Source organism: Phenylobacterium sp. Root700 (assembly GCF_001429025.1).
GTDB lineage: Bacteria > Pseudomonadota > Alphaproteobacteria > Caulobacterales > Caulobacteraceae > Phenylobacterium.
This window is the reverse complement of sequence record NZ_LMHT01000014.1, coordinates 86930-104989: the sequence shown is the minus strand read 5'-3', so window position 1 is coordinate 104989 and position 18060 is coordinate 86930. Positions and strand designations below refer to the sequence as shown.

Here is an 18060-nt window from a genome sequence, read left to right as displayed (position 1 = left end):
AGGGCGGCCGCATCGCTGCGGCCGCCCTCTCAATTCACCTAGATGGTGGAGAAGCCTTAGGCTTCCTCGGTCTCGGCCGAAGCCTTGCCCGACAGGTCTTCGCCAGTTTCCTGGTCGACGACCTTCATCGAAAGGCGGGTCTTGCCGCGATCGTCGAAGCCCAGGAGCTTGACCTTCACGGTCTGGCCCTCGACCAGGACGTCGGAGACCTTGGCGACGCGCTCGTTGGAAATCTGCGAGACGTGGACCAGGCCGTCCTTGGCGCCGAAGAAGTTCACGAAGGCGCCGAAGTCGACGATCTTCACGACCTTGCCGGTGTAGATGGCGTTCAGTTCCGGTTCCGAAGCGATCGACTTGATCCACTCCTTGGCCGCATCGATCTTCGACTGATCGGAGGCTGAGACCTTGATCGTGCCGTCGTCTTCGATGTCGACCTTGGCGCCGGTCTTTTCCACGATTTCGCGGATGACCTTGCCGCCCGACCCGATGACTTCACGGATCTTGTCGACCGGAACCTTCATGGTTTCGATCTTCGGGGCGAACTCGCCGAGTTCCTGACGCGGAGCTTCCATGGCCTTGGCCATTTCGCCCAGGATGTGCTTGCGGCCGGCGTGAGCCTGCTCAAGCGCCTGCTTCATGATCGCTTCGGTGATCCCGGCGATCTTGATGTCCATCTGCAGCGAGGTGATGCCGTCTTCGGTGCCTGCGACCTTGAAGTCCATGTCGCCGAGGTGATCTTCGTCACCCAGGATGTCGGACAGAACCGCGAAGCCGTCGGCTTCCAGGATCAGGCCCATGGCGATGCCGGAGACCGGCTTCTTCAGGGGCACGCCGGCGTCCATCAGGGCCAGCGAGGAACCGCAGACCGAGGCCATCGAGGACGAGCCGTTGGACTCGAAGATCTCGGAGACCAGGCGGATCGTGTAGGGGAAGTCTTCCTGCTTCGGCAGCATCGGACGGATCGCCCGCCACGCCAGCTTGCCGTGGCCGACTTCGCGACGGCCCGGCGCGCCCATGCGGCCCGTTTCCCCGACCGAGAAGGGGGGGAAGTTATAGTGCAGCATGAACTTCTCGTAGTACTTGCCTTCGAGAGCGTCGATCAGCTGTTCGTCGTCGCCGGTGCCGAGCGTGGCCACGACCAGGGCCTGGGTCTCGCCGCGGGTGAACAGCGCCGAGCCGTGGGCCCGGGGCAGAACGCCCACTTCCGAGACGATCTGGCGGACCTTGTCGACGGTGCGGCCGTCGATGCGGATGCCGGTGTCCAGGATGTTGCGACGAACGACGTCGGCTTCCAGTTCCTTGAACACGCCACCCAGCTTGGCGGCGTCGACGCCGGCCGGATTGGCGTCCGACTTGGCGAACTTTTCGCTCGCCTTCGCCTTGGCGGCGGAGACGGCGTCCTGACGCTGGCCCTTGGCGACGATCTTGTAGGCCGCGGCCAGATCCTTGCCGATCAGCTTCTTCACTTCGGCCTTGATGGCGTCGGTGTCGTCGGCGATGAACTCGAAGGGCTCCTTGGCGGAGTGCTCGGCCAGTTCGATGATCGCGTCGATCACCGGCTGGATGCCGGCGTGGGCGAACATGACGCCCTTCAGGACCTCATCTTCGCTGAGCTCCTGGATTTCCGATTCCACCATCATCACCGCGTCGTTGGTCGAGGCGACGACGAGGTCCATCGAGGACTCCTTCATCTCATCCAACGTCGGGTTCAGGATGTACTCGCCATTGACCAGGCCGACGCGCGCGGCGCCGATCGGGCCCATGAACGGGGCGCCGGAGATCACCAGGGCGGCCGAGGCGGCCACCAGGGCGACGACGTCCGGATCGTTTTCCAGGTCGTGCGCCAGCACGGTGCAGACGACTTGGACTTCGTTCTTGAAGCCCTTGGCGAACAGCGGGCGGATCGGACGGTCGATCAGGCGCGAGGTCAGGGTTTCTTTTTGTGAGGGCGCGCCCTCACGACGGGGGAAGGAGCCCGGGATCTTGCCCGCGGCGTAGAACTTCTCTTGGTAGTTCACGGTCAGGGGGAAGAAGTCCTGGCCCGGCTTCGCGCTCTTGGCGAAGACGGCGGTGGCCAGAACCATGGTCTCACCATAGGTGGCCAGAACCGCGCCGTCAGCCTGACGAGCCATGCGGCCGGTTTCGAGGGTCAGCGTCTTGCCGCCCCACTCGATGGTCTTGCGTTTAATTTCGAACATTTTGCTTCTTTCTATCCCGCGGGCGTATTCCCAACGGGGGCGGACAGGGCGTCGGACTTCCGAAAACCTCTCCAGACAAACAGGCGGGGGTGAGGATTTCTTTGGAACCCTCGGCGTGTAGCGAGCGGCCCGACATGGGTCGCCCGGATCGCCGCTTGGCCGCTCCGGCCTGTTACGGAGCGAGCGGCGCTGTAGTCATAGCCTGATACGCAAAGCCCCCGGTTTCCCGGGGGCTGACCTTTCGGTCCTAGCGGCGCAGGCCCAGCTTTTCGATCAGGGACTGATAGCGGCCCTCGTCGGACTTCTTCAGGTGATCGAGCAACGAACGACGCGCGGAGACCAGCTTCAGCAGGCCACGACGCGAGTGGTTGTCTTTCTTGTGGGTCTTGAAGTGCTCGGTGAGGTTGGAGATCCGTTCAGAATAGATCGCCACCTGCACTTCAGCGCTTCCGGTGTCGCCGGCCGAACGGCCGTGGGTCTTGATGAGCTCAGCTTTGCGCTCGAGAGTAATCGACATCGGTCAGTCTCCGCTCTTTTCCAGATGAAAGACCCGCGAGGGCTCGAGCTTGCCCGCACGCATCTCGCAGAGCGCCACCACGACCCCGTCCGCCATGGCTGAAACGGTTCGGGTCCCGGGGGTTAGCCGGGCCTTCAGCGCTTCGACCTGTCGGGGAACGAGAACGATCGGCCGTCCCTGCTTCAACTTGAAGGCATCTTCAGTGGTCACGGCCAACTCCGGGATGTCGTCCAGGGCGGTCTCGACCGGAAGCATCGCCTCCAAGCAGCGGGCCTTATGGCCCAATTCCTCAAGTAATTCCAGTGTTATCGCCTTGGCCTCATCGAACGGGCCGACGCGAGTGCGGCGCAAAGCGCTGACATGTCCACAGGCGCCGAGCCGGTCGGCCAAGTCGCGGACGATGGCGCGGACATAGGTGCCCTTGCCGCATTCGATCTCGATCTCGACGTGATCGACGTCCGGCGCCGACACCACGCGCGCCGTATGGATGGTGACGGCGCGGGGTTTCAGCTCAACCTCCTCGCCGGCGCGGGCCAGATCATAGGCGCGCTCGCCGTCGACCTTGATGGCCGAGAAGATCGGCGGCACCTGCTGAATCTCGCCGACGAACTCCGGCAGCATGGCCTCGACCTCAGCGACGCTCGGTCGCACGTCGGAGGTCGCCGTGGTCGCGCCTTCGCGGTCGAAACTGGCCGTGGTTCGGCCCCACTCGATGGTGAAGCGATAGGCCTTGTCGGCGTCGACCAGGAAGGAGACCGTCTTGGTCGCCTCGCCCAGCGCGATCGGCAGGATGCCGGTGGCCAGCGGGTCGAGGGTTCCGGCGTGGCCGGCCTTCTGGGCGTTGTAGAGCCGGCGCACGCGGCTGACCGCATGGGTGGAGCCAAGGTCGTAGGGCTTGTCCAGGCAGATCCAGCCCGAGATCGCGTCACCCTTGCGGCGGCGCGCCATCAGTCTTCGTCCTTCCAGCTGTCGGACGGTTCGTCGGGCGTCAGGTCCTGGCGCACCTTGGGATTATCGAACAGGGCGCCGATCCGGGTCGCTTCGTTGAAGCTCTGATCGTGCATGAACTTCAGCTCCGGCGTGAACTTCATGTCGATCGAGCGGCCAAGCCGGCCGCGCAGGAACTTGGTGTGCACGGTCAACGCCTTGACCACGGCCTCGGCGTTCTTTCCGCCCAGGGGCTCGATGAAGCACATGGCGTGGCGCAGATCGGGGCTCATCCGGACCTCGGTGATCGTCACCGAGACGCCGGCCAGGGCCTCGTCGGTGAAATCCTCCTCGCGGAGGATCTCGACCAGGGCGTGGCGCATCAGCTCGCCCGCGCGAAGCTGGCGTTGCGAGGGGCCCGTTGGGGCCTTCTTGGCCTTGGGGGGAGTACGTTTCATGGACTTGGCCTTCATAGGACCTGGCCCGCGGCTCGGACGCGGCAGCTCAGGAGAAGCGCGGGCTTCTAGGCGTGTGATCCCAAGAAGTCCACCCCGCTCAAGCGCCCGTCCGCTCCCGGAAGAAATCCAGCACCCGTTGCTCGGCGGCCTTGGTCGGGCCGTCTTCCTTCAGATGGAGGGTCAGCACCGAGTGGGGTTTCATCTGAGCCGGGGCGGCGTCGGCGTCCTCCAGCTCGATGGCCTCGAACTTGTCGCCGAACTCGCGGCGATAGGTTTCAAACCGGGCGTCGGGGACGAAGTCGTCGCTCTTGAACCGCAGCCCGATCATCGAGAGGTCCTCGCCCTCAAACCGCTGGCGGACGCAGGCGATCTCCTTTGGCGAGACGCCGATGCCGGCGGCGCGCCTGGCGTTCTTGCCCGCCAGCGGCAGCGACGGCTGCGACAGCACCGGCGCGACGACGGAAGGTTCGGTCATCATGGCCAGGGCGAAACCGCCGGTGAAGCACATGCCGACCGCGCCGACGCCATGACCGCCGCAATCGGCGTGCGCCTGGCGGGCCAGGGCCTTCAGCCAGTCGACGATCGGGCTCGACTTGTCGGTGGCCCAGACATTGAACTCGCGGCGAATGCAGATGCCGGTGATCATCTCGCGCAGGGCGTAGCCGGTGGAGACCGGGCGGCCAGGGTCGCCGAACAGGCTGGGGCAATAAACGGTCATGCCGCTGGCCGCGACCCGATCGGCGAACCGGATCACCAGCGGGTGCAGACCTGGCATCTCATGGATGACGATCACCGCGGGGCCCGAGCCGCGCTTGAACACCTGACGCGTCCTGCCGCCATGGCTGAAGGCGGTTTCCTCGTAGTCCGAAAGTGCGGCCTCGTAGCCCATCGCCCCCTCCCCGGAAGTCGTTGGAGGGGACCTTAAGCCTATCGGCCCTTGGTCCGCAGCATCGAAAGATCGCCGTCGAAGCCGGAGAGTTTCCAGGTCCCCGCGCTTTGCGTGAACACCAGCAGGCAGGGTCCGTCCTTCTTGCGCGTCGCGCAGACCTGGCCGTCGCCCACCGCCTTGAGCTGGCCGCCGATCACCAGGGCGCCGGGAAGCGGCTTGGAGGCGTCATAGCCGTAATAGTCGGCCACCGAGCGGAACACCCGCGGCTGGATCAGCGCGTCGCCGGCGATGTCGGCCAGGGCCGGCGCGAGGATCGCCGAGAGCGCGCCCAACCCGTCGCCGCCGGCCTTGCGGCCCTCGGCCGTCAGCCGGCTTTCGATCTGGCGCTTCAGGGCCGGACGGTCGACATGGGCGTCGAAGGCCGCCTGGTCGTTGTCACGGATCGAGACCAGCAGGGCGTGGACGTCGTTGGCGGCGTCATAGCGTTGGGCGGTCGCGCAGGCCGAGAGGGTCAGGGCGGCGAGCGCCAGGATCAGGTATCTCATCGGGCGGGCTGTTCCGTGTAGCGAAGCATGTCTGTGTCGTATCCCAAGCTCTTGGCGCGCGCGATCAGTTCGATGCGGCGCTGGGCGCTCGGCCGGGCCTCACGGGTCAGGATCCACAGGAACCGGCCCGACTTCTCGCCGACGATCGCCCAGCTGTAGTCGTCGCCGCGATCCAGCACCCAGTAGTTGGTCATGAGAGCGGGGCCGAAAAACGACACCTTGAGCTTGCCGCCCCTCGGATCGCCAGCCGGCCTGGCGTAGCCCTCCGACACCTTCAGCGGACCATTCAGCGTGGCCTCGCGGCAGGTGTTCTTGACCGACAGGTCGCCGTCGGCCCGCGGCGTGTATTCCGCGGTGACGCCCTCGCAGTCGTCCTCGAAGGCGTTTTCGTAGCGGGCGAACTCGTGCCACAGGCCCTTGTAGCGTAGGAGATCCACGCTCTTGGCCGGCGGCGGGACGCTGATATTGCCGACCGGGCCGCGCGAGCAGGCGGCCGCGATCAGGACGAGAACGGCGACGATCACGATACGCACGGGCGGCCACCTCCGGCGGGACTGCTGACCGGGACGGCCGCCTCTGAAATTGGCGTGAAGAACAAGGCGGCCTTGGGGCGAAACGCGTCTCGGCGGCACGAACGACAAAGGGCGCGGAACCCTGGAGTTCCGCGCCCTTAAAAGCCGCCTTGAAGAAAGCCGCCGCCTTAGAGGCTGCGCTTGACCTCTTCGAGGCTGAAGCACTCGATGACGTCGCCTTCCTTGATGTCCTGGAAGCCTTCGAAGAACATCCCGCACTCTTGGCCGGCGGTGACTTCCACCACCTCGTCCTTGAAGCGCTTGAGGGTCTTGAGGGTGCCCAGTTCGAGGACCACGATATCGTCGCGGATGATCCGGACGCGAGCGCCGCGGCGCACCACGCCGTCGGTGACCCGGCAACCGGCGACCCGGCCGACCTTGGTGATATCGAACACCTGCAGGACGCGCGCGTTACCCAGGAAGGTTTCGCGTTGTTCCGGCGCCAGCATGCCCGAGAGCACGCCTTTGATGTCGTCGATCAGGTCGTAGATGATCGCGTAGTAGCGGATTTCCACGCCTTCGCGTTCGGCCAGGGCCTGAGCCTGCTTCGAGGCGCGGACGTTGAAGCCGAGGATCGGGGAACCCGCTCCCTTGGCCAGCATGACGTCGCTCTCGCTGATCGCGCCGGCGCCTTGCAGGATGATCCGCGCGCGGACCTCGTCGGTGCCCAGGGCGGCCAACGAACCCACGATGGCTTCGGCCGAACCTTGGACGTCGGCCTTGATGATGACCGGCAGCTCCGAGATCTTCTTGTCCTGAAGCTTGGCCATGAAGTCGGCCATGGTGACGCCCGCCGAGACCGGCGAACCGGCCTTTTCGCGCTTCACACGGGTCCGGTACTCGGTCAGCTCGCGAGCGCGAGCCTCGTTTTCCACGACGGCGAAGGCCTCACCTGGGCTGGGCGTGCCGTCCAGGCCAAGGATTTCCACCGGCACCGAGGGGCCAGCGGAGTCGAGCTGTTCGTCGCGTTCGTTGAGCAGGGCGCGCACGCGGCCGAAGTTGGAGCCGGCCACGACGATGTCGCCGCGCTTCAGCGTACCGCGCTTGACCAGCACGGTCGAAACCGCGCCGCGTCCACGATCGAGCTTGGCCTCGATGACCGTGCCGTCCGCAATGCGGTCCGGGTTGGCCTTCAGGTCCATGACCTCGGCTTGCAGCAGGATGCCTTCGATCAGGTCGTCCAGGCCCAGCTTCTGCAGGGCCGAGACTTCGATGGCTTGGGTTTCGCCACCCAGGCTCTCGACCACGATCTCGTGCTGCAGCAGCTCGTTGATGACCTTTTGCGGGTTGGCGCCCGGCTTATCGATCTTGTTGATCGCCACGATGATCGGAGCCCCCGACGCCTTGGCGTGGTGGATGGCTTCGATCGTCTGGGGCATGACGCCGTCGTCGGCGGCCACCACCAGGATGACGATGTCGGTGACGTCGGCGCCGCGAGCCCGCATGGCCGAGAAGGCCGCGTGGCCAGGGGTGTCGAGGAAGGTGACCGACTGGCCGCTTTCCAGACGCACCTGATAGGCGCCGATGTGCTGGGTGATCCCGCCACGTTCGCCGCCGGCGACGTCGGCCGAACGCAGGGCGTCCAGCAACGAGGTCTTGCCGTGGTCGACGTGACCCATGACCGCCACGACGGGCGGACGCGGGAGCAGGTGATCGTCGACATCCTCTTCGCCGATGAAGCCTTCTTCGACGTCAGATTCCGAAACCCGGCGCACGGTGTGGCCAAATTCGGTGGCCACCAGCTCGGCGGTGTCGTTGTCGATGACGTCGTTGACCTTCAGCATCACGCCCTGACGCATCAGGAACTTGATGATCTCAACGCCGCGGGTCGCCATCCGGTTGGCGAGTTCCGCCACGGTGATGACGTCGGGGATGACGACTTCGCGAGCCGCGCGGGCCGCTTCCTGGCCGCCGCCCTTGCGCTTTTCACGTTCACGTTCGCGAGCCCGGCGAACCGAGGCGAGCGAGCGCATCCGTTCGACGGCGCCCTCATCGTCACCGGCTACGGCTTGGATGGTCAGGCGGCCTTCGCGGCGCTGAGCCGCACCCTTGACGCGGCTGATCGCCTTGTTGGGGGCGCTGGCCGCGGTCTTGCGGCGCGTATCCTCATCATCGTCGGGACGACGACCGGTCTCACCGCCGGGGCGGGGAGCCGAACGGGTGGCGCGTTGAACTTCAGGCGTAGCGGGCGGGGCGTTCGGCGCGCCGCCGCGCGGCGGGCGGGGCCCACCGGGACGATCGCCGGGACGGCCCGGCGCCGGACGCGGCGCGAGCGCCGAATAACGAACAGGTTCACCGCTGGGCCGCGGACGATCGCCGCCGCCTTGGGGACGATCACCCTGCGGCCGATCACCTTGCGGACGATCGGTGCGCGGACCGCGATCACCGCCCTGCGGACGGTCGTTTTCACGCGCCGGCGGCCGTTGCTGGCCACCACCATCGGCGCGCGGCGCGCGCTGACCGAAGTTGGCGTTCTCGAAACGGCCGGGCGCGCGTTCGGGACGATAGGTCGTCGTCGAGGCGCGGTCGTCGCGGCGTTCGCGGGACGGCTCGTAGGTACGGGTCTGGCCGGACGAAGGCCGCGGGCCTTCGTTCCGCGGCGCTTGATGCGTCGGGGCCTGAGGAGCTTGGGGGGCCTGCGGAGCCTGGGGCGCAGCAGCCTGCGGCGCGGCCGGGGCCGACACCACGGGGGCGGCCGGAGCGACCGGCGTCACCGGGGCGGCGGGCGCGACCGGAGCGGGCGCAGGTTCAGGCGCGGCGGCCTGCGGCGCGCTGGGCGCTTCAGGAGCCGGAGCCGGAGCCGGGGTCGGCGCGGCGGCCGGGGTCTCAGCGGGCTTTGCAGCAGCTGCGGCGGCCGCAGCGGCGGCGGCGCGAGCGGCGGCGTCAGCCTCGGCGCGAGTCCGTTCTTCACGGGCGCGCTGCTCGGCGGCCTGACGGGCCTGATGTTCGCGCGCCAGTTCGATGGCGCGCTGACGGGCGCGTTGCTCTTCGGCCGACAGGTTCGAGTTGTCGCCCGAGGAACCTTGCGAGGAGCGCGGCGCGGAGGACGGCGGCGTGAAGGCGCGCTTCTCGGCCGACGAAGGCGCGGCGAGATTGCCCGACGGCGCGTTATGCATCCGCTGGCGCTTGGTCTCCACGACCACGGTCTTGGAGCGGCCGTGGCTGAAGCTTTGCTTCACCGTGCCCGCGCTGACCGATCCAGCCCCACGGGGCTTAAGGGTCAGGGGAGCTCGCCCACCAGGGGCCCGGCCGTTGTCGTTCTCGTCGCTCATGCGCTCGCTTTACTTACAGGTCGGGACGGTCCCGACCACGGGCAGTTCAATAGCTCTAGGCGCGCGAAACCGACTTAGGTTCCGCCCGCCTCAGAAGGCTTTTCCTCGCACCAACTCTCGGGAAGGAGCGGGCGGAAGCCAGTCAACCTCTGGACATCCACAGTCCAGCGACCGGCGCCACGCCCCGCAAGGAAGGCGGTGTGTATCACATTCTCCGCCCCCAAGGCCAAACCCAATTCCTCAGCAGCAAAGAGTCCGAAGACCTGCGTGGGTTTGGGTGACTTGCGGGCCACATTCAGCATCTTTCGGCGGCCGTCGGGAGCGCCGTCCGAAGCCTCGATCAGCCAGGCGGCCTTGCCGGCGTTCAGGGCCGAGGCGACCTTCTCGTAGCCCGAGATAAGTTCGCCGGCCCGTTTCGCAAGCCCGAGACCGTCCAGAAGGCGCTTCAACAAGAGTTCATCGACCTGATCGGCCAACCCGACGGGCGGCGCGAGCTTGGTCTTTGCGGCCCGCGAGAACAGGCCCTTCTTGGCGGCGGTCTCCACCGAAGTCCGGTCGGCGGCCACCCACAGTCCCCGTCCCGGCAGCTTTCGCGCCAGATCGGGAACCACGGTCAGGTCCGGACCGATGACGAAACGGATGAGGCGATCCTCATCCATCACCTCGCCGGAGACGATATCCCGCCGCTCCCGCGAAGCCGCCGCGAGCGTTTTTGGCGCCCGGACGGCGGTCTCGGAGGGGGCGGGACTGGTCACCTAGTCCTAGGCCTCCGGGTCTTCTTCAGCGGCCGGAGCTTCGGCGACGGGCGCCTCGGCCTCGGCTTCGGTTTCAGCTTCAGCTTCAGCTTCAGCTTCGACCTCGACCGCCGCATGGGCGGGGGCGTGGCCGAACACGGCGTCGACTTCCGAGTACTCGACCTCGGCTTCCGGCTCCGGTTCCGGGGCCTCGACCCAGCCCATGGCGACGCGAGCGCGCATGATCAGGGCTTCGGCGTCGCCGGCGTCCATGTTGAAGCTTTCCAGGATGCCCGGCTCACGCACGCGCGCGCCGTCCTTGGTTTCGAACCAGCCGCGAAGGTCGTCGGGGATCAGGCCGGCGAGATCCTCGATGCTCTTCACGTCGCCTTCGCCCAGGGCCACGGCCATCGGCAGGGTGACGCCTTCGACTTCCAGCAGCGCGTCCTCGACGCCCAGCGCCACGCGCTTGGTGTCGTATTCGGCGGCGATCTTTTCCAGGAAGTCGCGGGCGCGGGCCTGGATTTCCTCGGCGGTGTCCTCGTCGAAGCCTTCGATGGCGGCGACTTCGGAGTTGTCGACATAGGCCACGTCTTCGACGGTGGCGAAGCCCTCGGTGACCAGCAGCTGGGCGATGACCTCGTCGACGTCCAGCGCTTCCTGGAACAGGGCCGTACGCTCGGCGAACTCACGCTGACGGCGCTCGCTCTCCTGGCTTTCGGTCATGATGTCGATCTGCCAGCCGGTCAGTTGGCTGGCGAGGCGGACGTTCTGGCCGCGGCGGCCGATGGCGAGCGACAGTTGCTCGTCCGGAACCACCACTTCGACGCGCTCGTCCTCTTCATCCATCACCACCTTGGAGACTTCAGCTGGGGCCAGACCGTTCACGATGAAGGTCGCCTCGTCCGGGCTCCACTGGATGATGTCGATCTTTTCGCCCTGCAGCTCGGCCACCACCGCCTGCACGCGCGAACCGCGCATGCCGACGCAGGCGCCGACCGGGTCGATCGAGCTGTCGTTGGAGACGACCGCCATCTTGGCGCGCGAACCGGGGTCGCGGGCCACGGCGCGGATTTCGATCACGCCGTCGTAAACTTCCGGGACTTCCTGGGCGAACAGCTTGGCCATGAAGCCGCCGTGCGCACGCGACAGCAGGATCTGCGGGCCCTTGGTCTCGCGACGGACGTCGTAGATGTAGCAGCGGATCCGGTCGCCGATGTTGAAGTTCTCGCGCGGGATCGACTGGTCGCGGCGCATGATGCCTTCGCCGCGGCCCAGGTCGACGACGGTGTTGCCGTACTCGACCCGCTTGACCACGCCGTTGACGATCTCGCCCACGCGGTCCTTGAATTCTTCGTGCTGACGCTCGCGCTCGGCTTCACGGACCTTACCGGTCACCACCTGGCGGGCCATCTGGGTCTGGACGCGGCCGAACTCGAACGGCGGCAGGACCTCTTCGTAAGTCTTGCCAATCGCGGCGGTCTTGTCGTCGCGCAGGGCGTCCGACAGACGGCGCACGCCGACCGGCTCTTCCGGGATACCTTCTTCGTTCTCGTAGATGGTCTCGTCGGGAACGACGGTGATCACCCGCTTGATCGTGGTCTCGCCGGTCTTCTGATCGATATGGACACGGATGTCGTGCTCGGCGCCGTAGCGGGCGCGGGCGCCCTTCTGGATCGCTTCCTCGATGGCCTCGATGACGATCTCTCTGTCGATCGACTTCTCGCGGGCCACGGCCTCGGCGATTTGCAACAGCTCAAGCCGGTTGGCGGAAATGCCGGTCAGGCTCATCGGTTGTGTCCTTTTACTCGGGTGTATCTTGTTGGTCGTCGCCCTCGATGCGGGCGGCGCGCTCTTCAGCGCCGCGCTTCATCAGGGCGTCGGTCAGGATCAGTTTGGCGTCGACGATCCAGGAGAACGGCACCATGGCGGTGGCCTCCTCGCCTTCCAGGTCGATGCCGATATTGTCGCCCTCGACGCCGGCCAGCACGCCGCGGAACCGCTTGCGGCCCTCGGCGACACGGTCGAGTTCGATGCGGGCCTCATGGCCCTCGTAGGTGACGAAGTCCTTCAGCCGGGTCAGCGGCCGGTCGACGCCGGGCGAGGACACTTCCAGCGTATATTCGCCGGAGATCGGATCGGCGGCGTCCATGATTTCGGAAATGGCGCGGCTGAGGCGCGCGCAATCTTCGACGACCATTTCGCCGTCCGGTGTCTCGGCCATGATCTGCAGCCGGCGGGCGTGGTCGCTGCCCATCAGGCGCAGACGTACGATCTCGTAGCCTGCGGCTTCGGCGACGGGATCGAGGAGCTCGACGAGCCTTTGGTCTTCCGCGGTCTTGCCTCGCATAAGCTTGGCTACTCTCCGGCAACAAAAAAGCGGCCGGGCCGAAGCCTGCCGCTCGTAGGCGCTATCCAGCGCTAACGGACGATGTGATGGCCTATATAACGCGTGCTCCCCGGTTTGTCAGCCCCTAGTGGTTTCGGTCGCTCAGGTCTGCTTTTTCCGCCGCTTTTCCCAGCATTCGCATGATCGAAAGCCCAGCGCCCCTTTTCCACGGGCTCCGAATAGTCCACAGACGGCGCCCTCAACTCCCCACGTCTTCAAGGTCCTCCTCCCCATGGACATCTCCAAGATCCCCACCGGCGTGAACCCGCCCTACGACGTCAACGCCATCATCGAGATCCCGCAAGGCGGCGAACCGGTGAAGTACGAGCTCGACAAGGAGTCGGGCGCGATCATGGTCGACCGCTTCCTGCACACGGCCATGTACTATCCGGGCAACTACGGCTTCATCCCCCACACCCTGTCGGATGACGGCGACCCGATGGACGTGCTGGTGGTCGGCCCGACCCCCGTGGTTCCGGGCGCGGTGATCCGCGTGCGGCCGATCGGCACCCTGATGATGGTCGACGAGGCCGGCGGCGACGAAAAGGTCCTGGCCGTGCCGGTCGACAAGCTGCACCCGTTCTACGCCGGCGTGGATTCCTGGCGCGGCCTGCCCGCCATCCTCACCGAGCAGATCGCCCACTTCTTCCAGCACTACAAAGACCTGGAAAAGGGCAAGTCGGTCGAGATTGTCCGCTGGGCCGATCCGGAAGAAACCGGCGAACTGATCCGCCAGGGCATCGAACGCGCCAACGCCGCCGGCAAGGGCTGGGGCCAGAAGTAGGCCTGAACCTATCTGCATCACCGGGCCCAGCCTGGTGATGCAGATCGCTCAGGGCGCCGGCGGCTTGAGCACGCCGCCGCCAATGATCGGCAGCAGGAACGCCGCCGCGAAGATCGTGTTCGGCAGCAGGTTGAGCCCGAAGCCCGTCGCGACCGACAGGGCCGAGTCGACCACGTACCAAACCACCAGGCTGCCGATCACCAGCATCCAGATCGGCCTGGCCCGGTCGCCGAGCAGGTGCGCGGCCTGAACCGCCGCCAGCAGGGTCAAGCTCCAGCCGACGGTCACCGCGCCCAGGATCCCCAGGCTGAAGCGCATAGGCGCATCGAGATCGAGCGCGGCGTGGGCGTTCAGCAAGCCAAACAGCAGACGCGTCGGGCCGCTGGTCGCCTCAAAGGCGCTCGCCGCCAGGATCAGCCCGAACAGGCTGACCGCCCAACACCACCCGATCGTCCAGGTTCGCCAGAAACGTGACATCGCGCGCCCTCCTCATGCTGTCGCCAGCCTAGGAAAGGCGCGAAGGACCGGCCATTACCTGCGAAGTCAGGTCCGCCTAGACCCGTTCGAAGTCGAAGAAGACCGGCTCGCAGTCGCCCAGGCGCTTTTCTTCATAGCGCGTGGTGATGTGATCGGCGGGCGGGGTCCGCCAGTCGTCGGCGCGCTGCGCCGCCCACGTGAAGTCCGGTGAGGCCAGCACCCGCTCCAACGCCCAGTCAGCATAGCCGGCGACGTCGGTGGCGAAGCGCAGCTTGCCGCCCGGCTTCAGCACCCTGGCCAGGTCGACCAGCATCTCGGGCTGCACGATCCGGCGCTTGTGGTGACGCGCCTTCGGCCAGGGATCGGGGAACAGGATGAAGACCCGCGTCAGGCAGGCGTCCGGCAGGTGCGCGATCAATTCACGGGCGTCGCCGTCCTTGATCCGCACGTTCTTCAGTCCCTGCTCGTCGACGTGACGCACGGCGCTGGCCACGCCGTTCAGGAACGGCTCGCAGCCGATGATCAACACGCCCGGCGCGCGAGCGGCCTGGCTGGCCATATGCTCGCCGCCGCCAAAGCCGATCTCCAGCCAGACCTCGTCGGCCTCCGGCATCAGCTCGACGGGATCGAACGGCGCCTGGGGCGCGCGGATCTGCGGCAGCAGGGTCTCCACCAGGGCGGCCTGGCGCGGCTTGATCGGGCGCGACTTGATCCGGCCGTAGGAGCGGAGCAGCGGGTGAGCAGTATCTTCCATCGCCGCCCTCTAGCGCGCTCGCGCCGCCGAGGGAATGCGGCGGAGCGCATCGCGACCAAGAGAAAGGGCCGCCGCGCTTGCGCACGACGGCCCCCACACAGACTGAACGAACCGCCGAAGCGGGGCTCAGGACCTCGTTTACGCGAGACTCTTCAATTGGTCGACCAGATCGGTCTTTTCCCAGGAGAAGCCGCCTTCATTGTCGGGCTGACGGCCAAAATGGCCGTAGGCCGCGGTGCGGGCGTAGATCGGACGGTTGAGCTGCAGGTGCTCGCGGATGGCGCGCGGCGTGGCGCCGCCGATCATCTGCGGCAGGGCCAGTTCCAGCTTGGCCGGATCGACTTCGCCGGTGCCGTGCAGGTCGACATAGAAGCTCAGCGGATCGGCCACGCCGATGGCGTAGCTGATCTGGATGGTGCACTTGCGGGCCAGACCCGCGGCGACCACGTTCTTGGCCAGGTAACGGCAGGCGTAGGCGGCCGAACGGTCGACCTTGGTCGGGTCCTTGCCGGAGAACGCGCCGCCGCCGTGCGGCGCGGCGCCGCCGTAGGTGTCGACGATGATCTTGCGGCCGGTGACGCCGGCGTCGCCGTCAGGACCACCGATCAGGAAGCGGCCGGTCGGGTTGACGTGCCACTTGGTCTTCTTGGTGATCAGGCCGGACGGGAGCACGCTCTCGACATAGGGCTTGATCAGCGCCTGGATGCGCTTCGAATTGGCGGCCTGGTCGCCGACCTTCTTCTTGTGCTGGGTCGAGACGACGATCTTCAGGATCTCGACCGGACGGCCGTCCTGATAGAGCACCGTGACCTGGCTCTTGGCGTCGGGCTCGAGAGCCTCGCACTCGCCCGAGTGACGGACCTCGGCCAGCTTGTGCAGGATGTCGTGCGAGAACTGCAGGGTGGCCGGCATCAGCGACGGGGTCTCGTCGCAGGCGTAGCCGAACATGATCCCCTGGTCGCCCGCGCCCTCTTCCTTTTTCTCGGTCGAGTCGACGCCGACCGCGATGTCGGCGGACTGGGCGTGCAGATAGTTGGCGAACTTCGCCTTCTGCCAGTGGAAGCCCTTCTGCTCGTAGCCGATGTCCTTCACCGCGGCGCGGACCTTGGGCTCAAGGCTGGCCATGATGTCTTTGGTCAGCTGCTTGTTTTCGGCCTTGGAGGCGCCCGGCTTGCCGGCGCGGACTTCACCGGCCAGCACGATCCGGTTGGTGGTCACGAGCGTTTCGCAGGCCACGCGGGCCTCGGGCTCGGCGGCCAGGAAGGCGTCGACCACCGTATCGGAGATGCGGTCAGCGACCTTGTCCGGGTGACCTTCGGACACGCTTTCGCTGGTGAAAATATAGGAGGAACGGCTCAAGTGTTAGCTCCGGAAATCGTGCAGGCGCCAACTTGCGGCAGCCCCAATTGGACGTCGGCGCAAACCTATAAAGAAATCTTTATATCCCGCAAGTCGCGTCAATCGCCGCAGGGTTAAGGCGCCGCCGGCCTCAAACCTCAATCCTGGGTCGGTTCGGGCTCGTCATCGACCATGGCGCGCACCAGGTCGAGGATGCGCCGGCGCACCCTGGGGGGTTGGATTTTCGGGAAGGTGGCCGCCAGTTCGACGCCCTCGGACGTCAACAGGAAGGCCTGCATCTGGGTCTGGCCGCCCGGCTCGCCGGCCGCCGCGATGTGGGCGTCGGTGAGGCCCTCGAAGAAATAGGCGGTCGAGGTGTCCAGCGCGCGGGCCATTTCATAGAGCTTCGAGGCCGAGACACGGTTGGCCGCGCGCTCGTACTTCTGCACCTGCTGGAAGGTCAGGCCGATGGCTTCGGCGAGCCGTTCCTGACTGACGCCCAGTTCCTTGCGGCGCAGCCGTATCCGCAGACCGACATGCACGTCGACAGGGTTCGGAGCGTTCTCGATGTCCTTGGCCATAGGCTCATCCTTAAACGAGCCCGAACTGACACGTCAGAAACCTGACTAAATCGTCAACTTCGTACAGCTCTACGGTAGCGTCCCCAAACGATCGTGGTCGCGGAAATGAGCAACATCAAGGCGAAGCCTGATTCACCGACAAGATTGTAGATAGTCGGCGGCCGGGCCGGCGGCAGGTGCGCGTCGATGACGCCGGACTCGCCCAGACCCAGTTGGGCGCCGGCCAGAATTCGGCCCTGGGCGTCGATGACCGCCGAAACCCCGGTCGGCGTCGCCCGCACGATCGGCAGGCCGGTCTCGATAGCCCGGTAGCTGGCGATGTTGAGATGCTGCCACGGGCCGCTGGTGGCGCCGAACCAGGCGTCGTTGGAGACGTTCAGCAACCACTTCGCCCGCGTCCCAGCCCGCTTGGCCGCACCCTCGACCAGGCCCGGGAACAGCGCCTCGTAACAGATCAGCGGCTGGACCGGCGGCAGGCCCTCCGGCGTCAGCAAGGTCGGCGGCGGACCGGCGGTGAAGTCCTCGGGCATGTGGACCAGGCTGCGGATCCCGAGCTTGGTGGCCAGCTCGCCGAACGGCAGGAACTCGCCGAACGGCACCAGCCGGTACTTGTCGTAGACGCCGGTCACCTTCAGGCCGGCAGGCTCGCGCCGCAGGGCGATCAGGCTGTTGAAGTAGTCAGGCTCGCCGCTGGCCGACAGCCCCATCCGATTGGCCCCGAGCAGCAGGGTCTGGCCGGGTGCGAGCGCGCCGGCGATGCGCGGCACATAGGGGCTGCCAGGCGCCAGCAAGTCGTCGATCACCGCCGGCAGAGCCCCTTCGGGCCAGACGACGATGTCGGGGGCCGGCTTGCCCGGGTCCCCGCGCGACAGATCGACATAGGTGTCAACGATCTGGTCGAGGTTCTCGGGCTTCCACTTGTCCTTCTGGTCGATATCGGCCTGGACGATGCGGATCTTCGGAGCGTCGGCCGCCACGGCCGGGGCGCCGCCCAGCCGCAAGGCGCCAAACACCACCAGGCCCATGAGCGTCGCGGTCGCGAGCCCCAGGCCGATCGCCCGACCGCGACGTGGCCCGGCGTCCAGGACCAGGGCGGCGCTGGCGGCGATCGCCACGGTGATCCAGCTCAAGCCATAGGAACCGACCACCGACGCGGTCTGGGATATCGCGCTTCCCGCCGCCCAGGTCTCGCCTGGCAGGTTCCAGGGAAATCCCGTGAAAATGTGGCCGCGCACCCACTCGGCGAGCGCCAGGCACCCGGCGAACACCAGGACCCGCAACGGCCCCTTGATGGCGGCCAGCCGATAGGCCAAGGCCGCCAGGCCCCAGAACAGCGCCAGGCCGCCGGCCATGAACAACAGGGCGAACGGCGCCATCCAGCCATGGGCGGCGGCGTCGACCATGAAGGCCTCGGTGATCCACCAGACCCCGATCGCGAAATAGCCGACCCCGGCCAACCAACCGCGGAAGAAGGCCGAGCGCAGCGGGCGCGGCCCCTCGGTGTCCGACAGGCCCATGAGCAGCGCATAGCCCAGCAGCCCAGGCAGCAGCCCGAACGGCGGATGGGCCAGGCCCGCGGCCAAACCGGCCGCGAGCGCCAGCAGGCGCGAGATCCAGGGGGAAGA

At 66.7% G+C, this 18060-nt stretch carries 17 protein-coding genes; 1 reads left to right on the top strand and 16 read right to left on the bottom strand.

What is annotated here, in order from left to right; translation table 11 throughout:
* Positions 1 to 56: 56 nt before the first annotated feature.
* The 11 genes from pnp to rimP all read right to left on the bottom strand — a co-directional run bounded on the left by pnp (position 57) and on the right by rimP (position 12462).
* Complete coding sequence (gene pnp, locus ASE02_RS09335; RefSeq protein ID WP_056733448.1) at positions 57 to 2198, bottom strand: polyribonucleotide nucleotidyltransferase; 2142 nt, start codon at positions 2196 to 2198, stop codon at positions 57 to 59.
* 247 nt (positions 2199 to 2445) lie between these two features.
* Positions 2446 to 2715 (bottom strand): 30S ribosomal protein S15, encoded by a 270-nt coding sequence (gene rpsO / locus ASE02_RS09330; RefSeq protein ID WP_056733447.1) that lies wholly within the window; start codon positions 2713 to 2715, stop codon positions 2446 to 2448.
* A gap of 3 nt (positions 2716 to 2718) precedes the next feature.
* Positions 2719 to 3663 carry a tRNA pseudouridine(55) synthase TruB gene (truB, locus tag ASE02_RS09325; protein WP_056733445.1) on the bottom strand — a complete coding sequence of 315 codons (945 nt, stop codon included), beginning with the start codon at positions 3661 to 3663 and terminating at the stop codon, positions 2719 to 2721.
* Positions 3663 to 4100 carry a 30S ribosome-binding factor RbfA gene (gene rbfA / locus ASE02_RS09320; RefSeq protein WP_056733546.1) on the bottom strand — a complete coding sequence of 146 codons (438 nt, stop codon included), beginning with the start codon at positions 4098 to 4100 and terminating at the stop codon, positions 3663 to 3665. Before rbfA ends, truB begins: the two co-directional genes overlap by 1 nt.
* A gap of 97 nt (positions 4101 to 4197) precedes the next feature.
* Positions 4198 to 4989, bottom strand: a complete 792-nt coding sequence (locus tag ASE02_RS09315) for a dienelactone hydrolase family protein (RefSeq protein ID WP_056733442.1) — start codon at positions 4987 to 4989, stop codon at positions 4198 to 4200.
* Positions 4990 to 5027: 38 nt separating this feature from the next.
* A complete protein-coding gene (locus ASE02_RS09310; protein ID WP_056733440.1) occupies positions 5028 to 5534 on the bottom strand; it encodes a DUF2939 domain-containing protein in 507 nt (168 codons plus the stop codon).
* Complete coding sequence (locus ASE02_RS09305) at positions 5531 to 6067, bottom strand: lipocalin family protein (protein ID WP_056733438.1); 537 nt, start codon at positions 6065 to 6067, stop codon at positions 5531 to 5533. Before ASE02_RS09305 ends, ASE02_RS09310 begins: the two co-directional genes overlap by 4 nt.
* A 167-nt stretch (positions 6068 to 6234) precedes the next feature.
* Positions 6235 to 9378 (bottom strand): translation initiation factor IF-2, encoded by a 3144-nt coding sequence (infB, locus tag ASE02_RS09300; RefSeq protein ID WP_056733436.1) that lies wholly within the window; start codon positions 9376 to 9378, stop codon positions 6235 to 6237.
* A 74-nt stretch (positions 9379 to 9452) separates the two neighbouring features.
* Entirely contained in the window at positions 9453 to 10133 is a 681-nt protein-coding gene (locus ASE02_RS09295) for an RNA-binding protein (protein WP_056733434.1), read from the bottom strand.
* 6 nt (positions 10134 to 10139) lie between these two features.
* Entirely contained in the window at positions 10140 to 11903 is a 1764-nt protein-coding gene (gene nusA, locus ASE02_RS09290) for a transcription termination factor NusA (RefSeq protein WP_056733432.1), read from the bottom strand.
* A 13-nt stretch (positions 11904 to 11916) separates the two neighbouring features.
* Positions 11917 to 12462, bottom strand: coding sequence for a ribosome maturation factor RimP (rimP, locus tag ASE02_RS09285; RefSeq protein ID WP_056733431.1), 546 nt, complete (start codon positions 12460 to 12462; stop codon positions 11917 to 11919).
* Positions 12463 to 12733: 271 nt separating this feature from the next.
* Between rimP and ppa the strand changes: the two genes are divergently transcribed.
* Complete coding sequence (gene ppa / locus ASE02_RS09280) at positions 12734 to 13285, top strand: inorganic diphosphatase (protein ID WP_056733429.1); 552 nt, start codon at positions 12734 to 12736, stop codon at positions 13283 to 13285.
* A gap of 48 nt (positions 13286 to 13333) precedes the next feature.
* Here ppa and ASE02_RS09275 read toward each other — a convergent pair whose 3' ends face one another.
* The 5 genes from ASE02_RS09275 to lnt form a co-directional block, all read right to left on the bottom strand.
* The gene (locus ASE02_RS09275; RefSeq protein WP_056733427.1) at positions 13334 to 13762 is read right to left on the bottom strand and encodes a hypothetical protein; all 429 of its coding nucleotides are present in this window, start codon (positions 13760 to 13762) and stop codon (positions 13334 to 13336) included.
* Positions 13763 to 13838: 76 nt separating this feature from the next.
* Positions 13839 to 14516, bottom strand: a complete 678-nt coding sequence (gene trmB, locus ASE02_RS09270) for a tRNA (guanosine(46)-N7)-methyltransferase TrmB (RefSeq protein WP_056733425.1) — start codon at positions 14514 to 14516, stop codon at positions 13839 to 13841.
* Positions 14517 to 14654: 138 nt separating this feature from the next.
* Entirely contained in the window at positions 14655 to 15875 is a 1221-nt protein-coding gene (metK, locus tag ASE02_RS09265) for a methionine adenosyltransferase (protein ID WP_056733424.1), read from the bottom strand.
* Between the two features lie 137 nt (positions 15876 to 16012).
* Positions 16013 to 16435: a helix-turn-helix domain-containing protein gene (locus ASE02_RS09260; protein ID WP_056733421.1), complete on the bottom strand. Its 423-nt coding sequence runs from the start codon at positions 16433 to 16435 to the stop codon at positions 16013 to 16015.
* A 53-nt stretch (positions 16436 to 16488) separates the two neighbouring features.
* Positions 16489 to 18018 carry an apolipoprotein N-acyltransferase gene (gene lnt / locus ASE02_RS09255; RefSeq protein WP_369818538.1) on the bottom strand — a complete coding sequence of 510 codons (1530 nt, stop codon included), beginning with the start codon at positions 18016 to 18018 and terminating at the stop codon, positions 16489 to 16491.
* Positions 18019 to 18060: the final 42 nt, after the last annotated feature.

What these genes read in the sequence shown, in the direction of transcription:
- pnp (WP_056733448.1), bottom strand. Translation starts at nt 2,198, where the DNA reads ATGTTCGAAATTAAACGCAAGACCATCGAGTGGGGCGGCAAGACGCTG.
- rpsO (WP_056733447.1), bottom strand. Translation starts at nt 2,715, where the DNA reads ATGTCGATTACTCTCGAGCGCAAAGCTGAGCTCATCAAGACCCACGGC.
- truB (WP_056733445.1), bottom strand. Translation starts at nt 3,663, where the DNA reads ATGGCGCGCCGCCGCAAGGGTGACGCGATCTCGGGCTGGATCTGCCTG.
- rbfA (WP_056733546.1), bottom strand. Translation starts at nt 4,100, where the DNA reads ATGAAACGTACTCCCCCCAAGGCCAAGAAGGCCCCAACGGGCCCCTCG.
- ASE02_RS09315 (WP_056733442.1), bottom strand. Translation starts at nt 4,989, where the DNA reads ATGGGCTACGAGGCCGCACTTTCGGACTACGAGGAAACCGCCTTCAGC.
- ASE02_RS09310 (WP_056733440.1), bottom strand. Translation starts at nt 5,534, where the DNA reads ATGAGATACCTGATCCTGGCGCTCGCCGCCCTGACCCTCTCGGCCTGC.
- infB (WP_056733436.1), bottom strand. Translation starts at nt 9,378, where the DNA reads ATGAGCGACGAGAACGACAACGGCCGGGCCCCTGGTGGGCGAGCTCCC.
- nusA (WP_056733432.1), bottom strand. Translation starts at nt 11,903, where the DNA reads ATGAGCCTGACCGGCATTTCCGCCAACCGGCTTGAGCTGTTGCAAATC.
- rimP (WP_056733431.1), bottom strand. Translation starts at nt 12,462, where the DNA reads ATGCGAGGCAAGACCGCGGAAGACCAAAGGCTCGTCGAGCTCCTCGAT.
- ppa (WP_056733429.1), top strand. Translation starts at nt 12,734, where the DNA reads ATGGACATCTCCAAGATCCCCACCGGCGTGAACCCGCCCTACGACGTC.
- ASE02_RS09275 (WP_056733427.1), bottom strand. Translation starts at nt 13,762, where the DNA reads ATGTCACGTTTCTGGCGAACCTGGACGATCGGGTGGTGTTGGGCGGTC.
- trmB (WP_056733425.1), bottom strand. Translation starts at nt 14,516, where the DNA reads ATGGAAGATACTGCTCACCCGCTGCTCCGCTCCTACGGCCGGATCAAG.
- ASE02_RS09260 (WP_056733421.1), bottom strand. Translation starts at nt 16,435, where the DNA reads ATGGCCAAGGACATCGAGAACGCTCCGAACCCTGTCGACGTGCATGTC.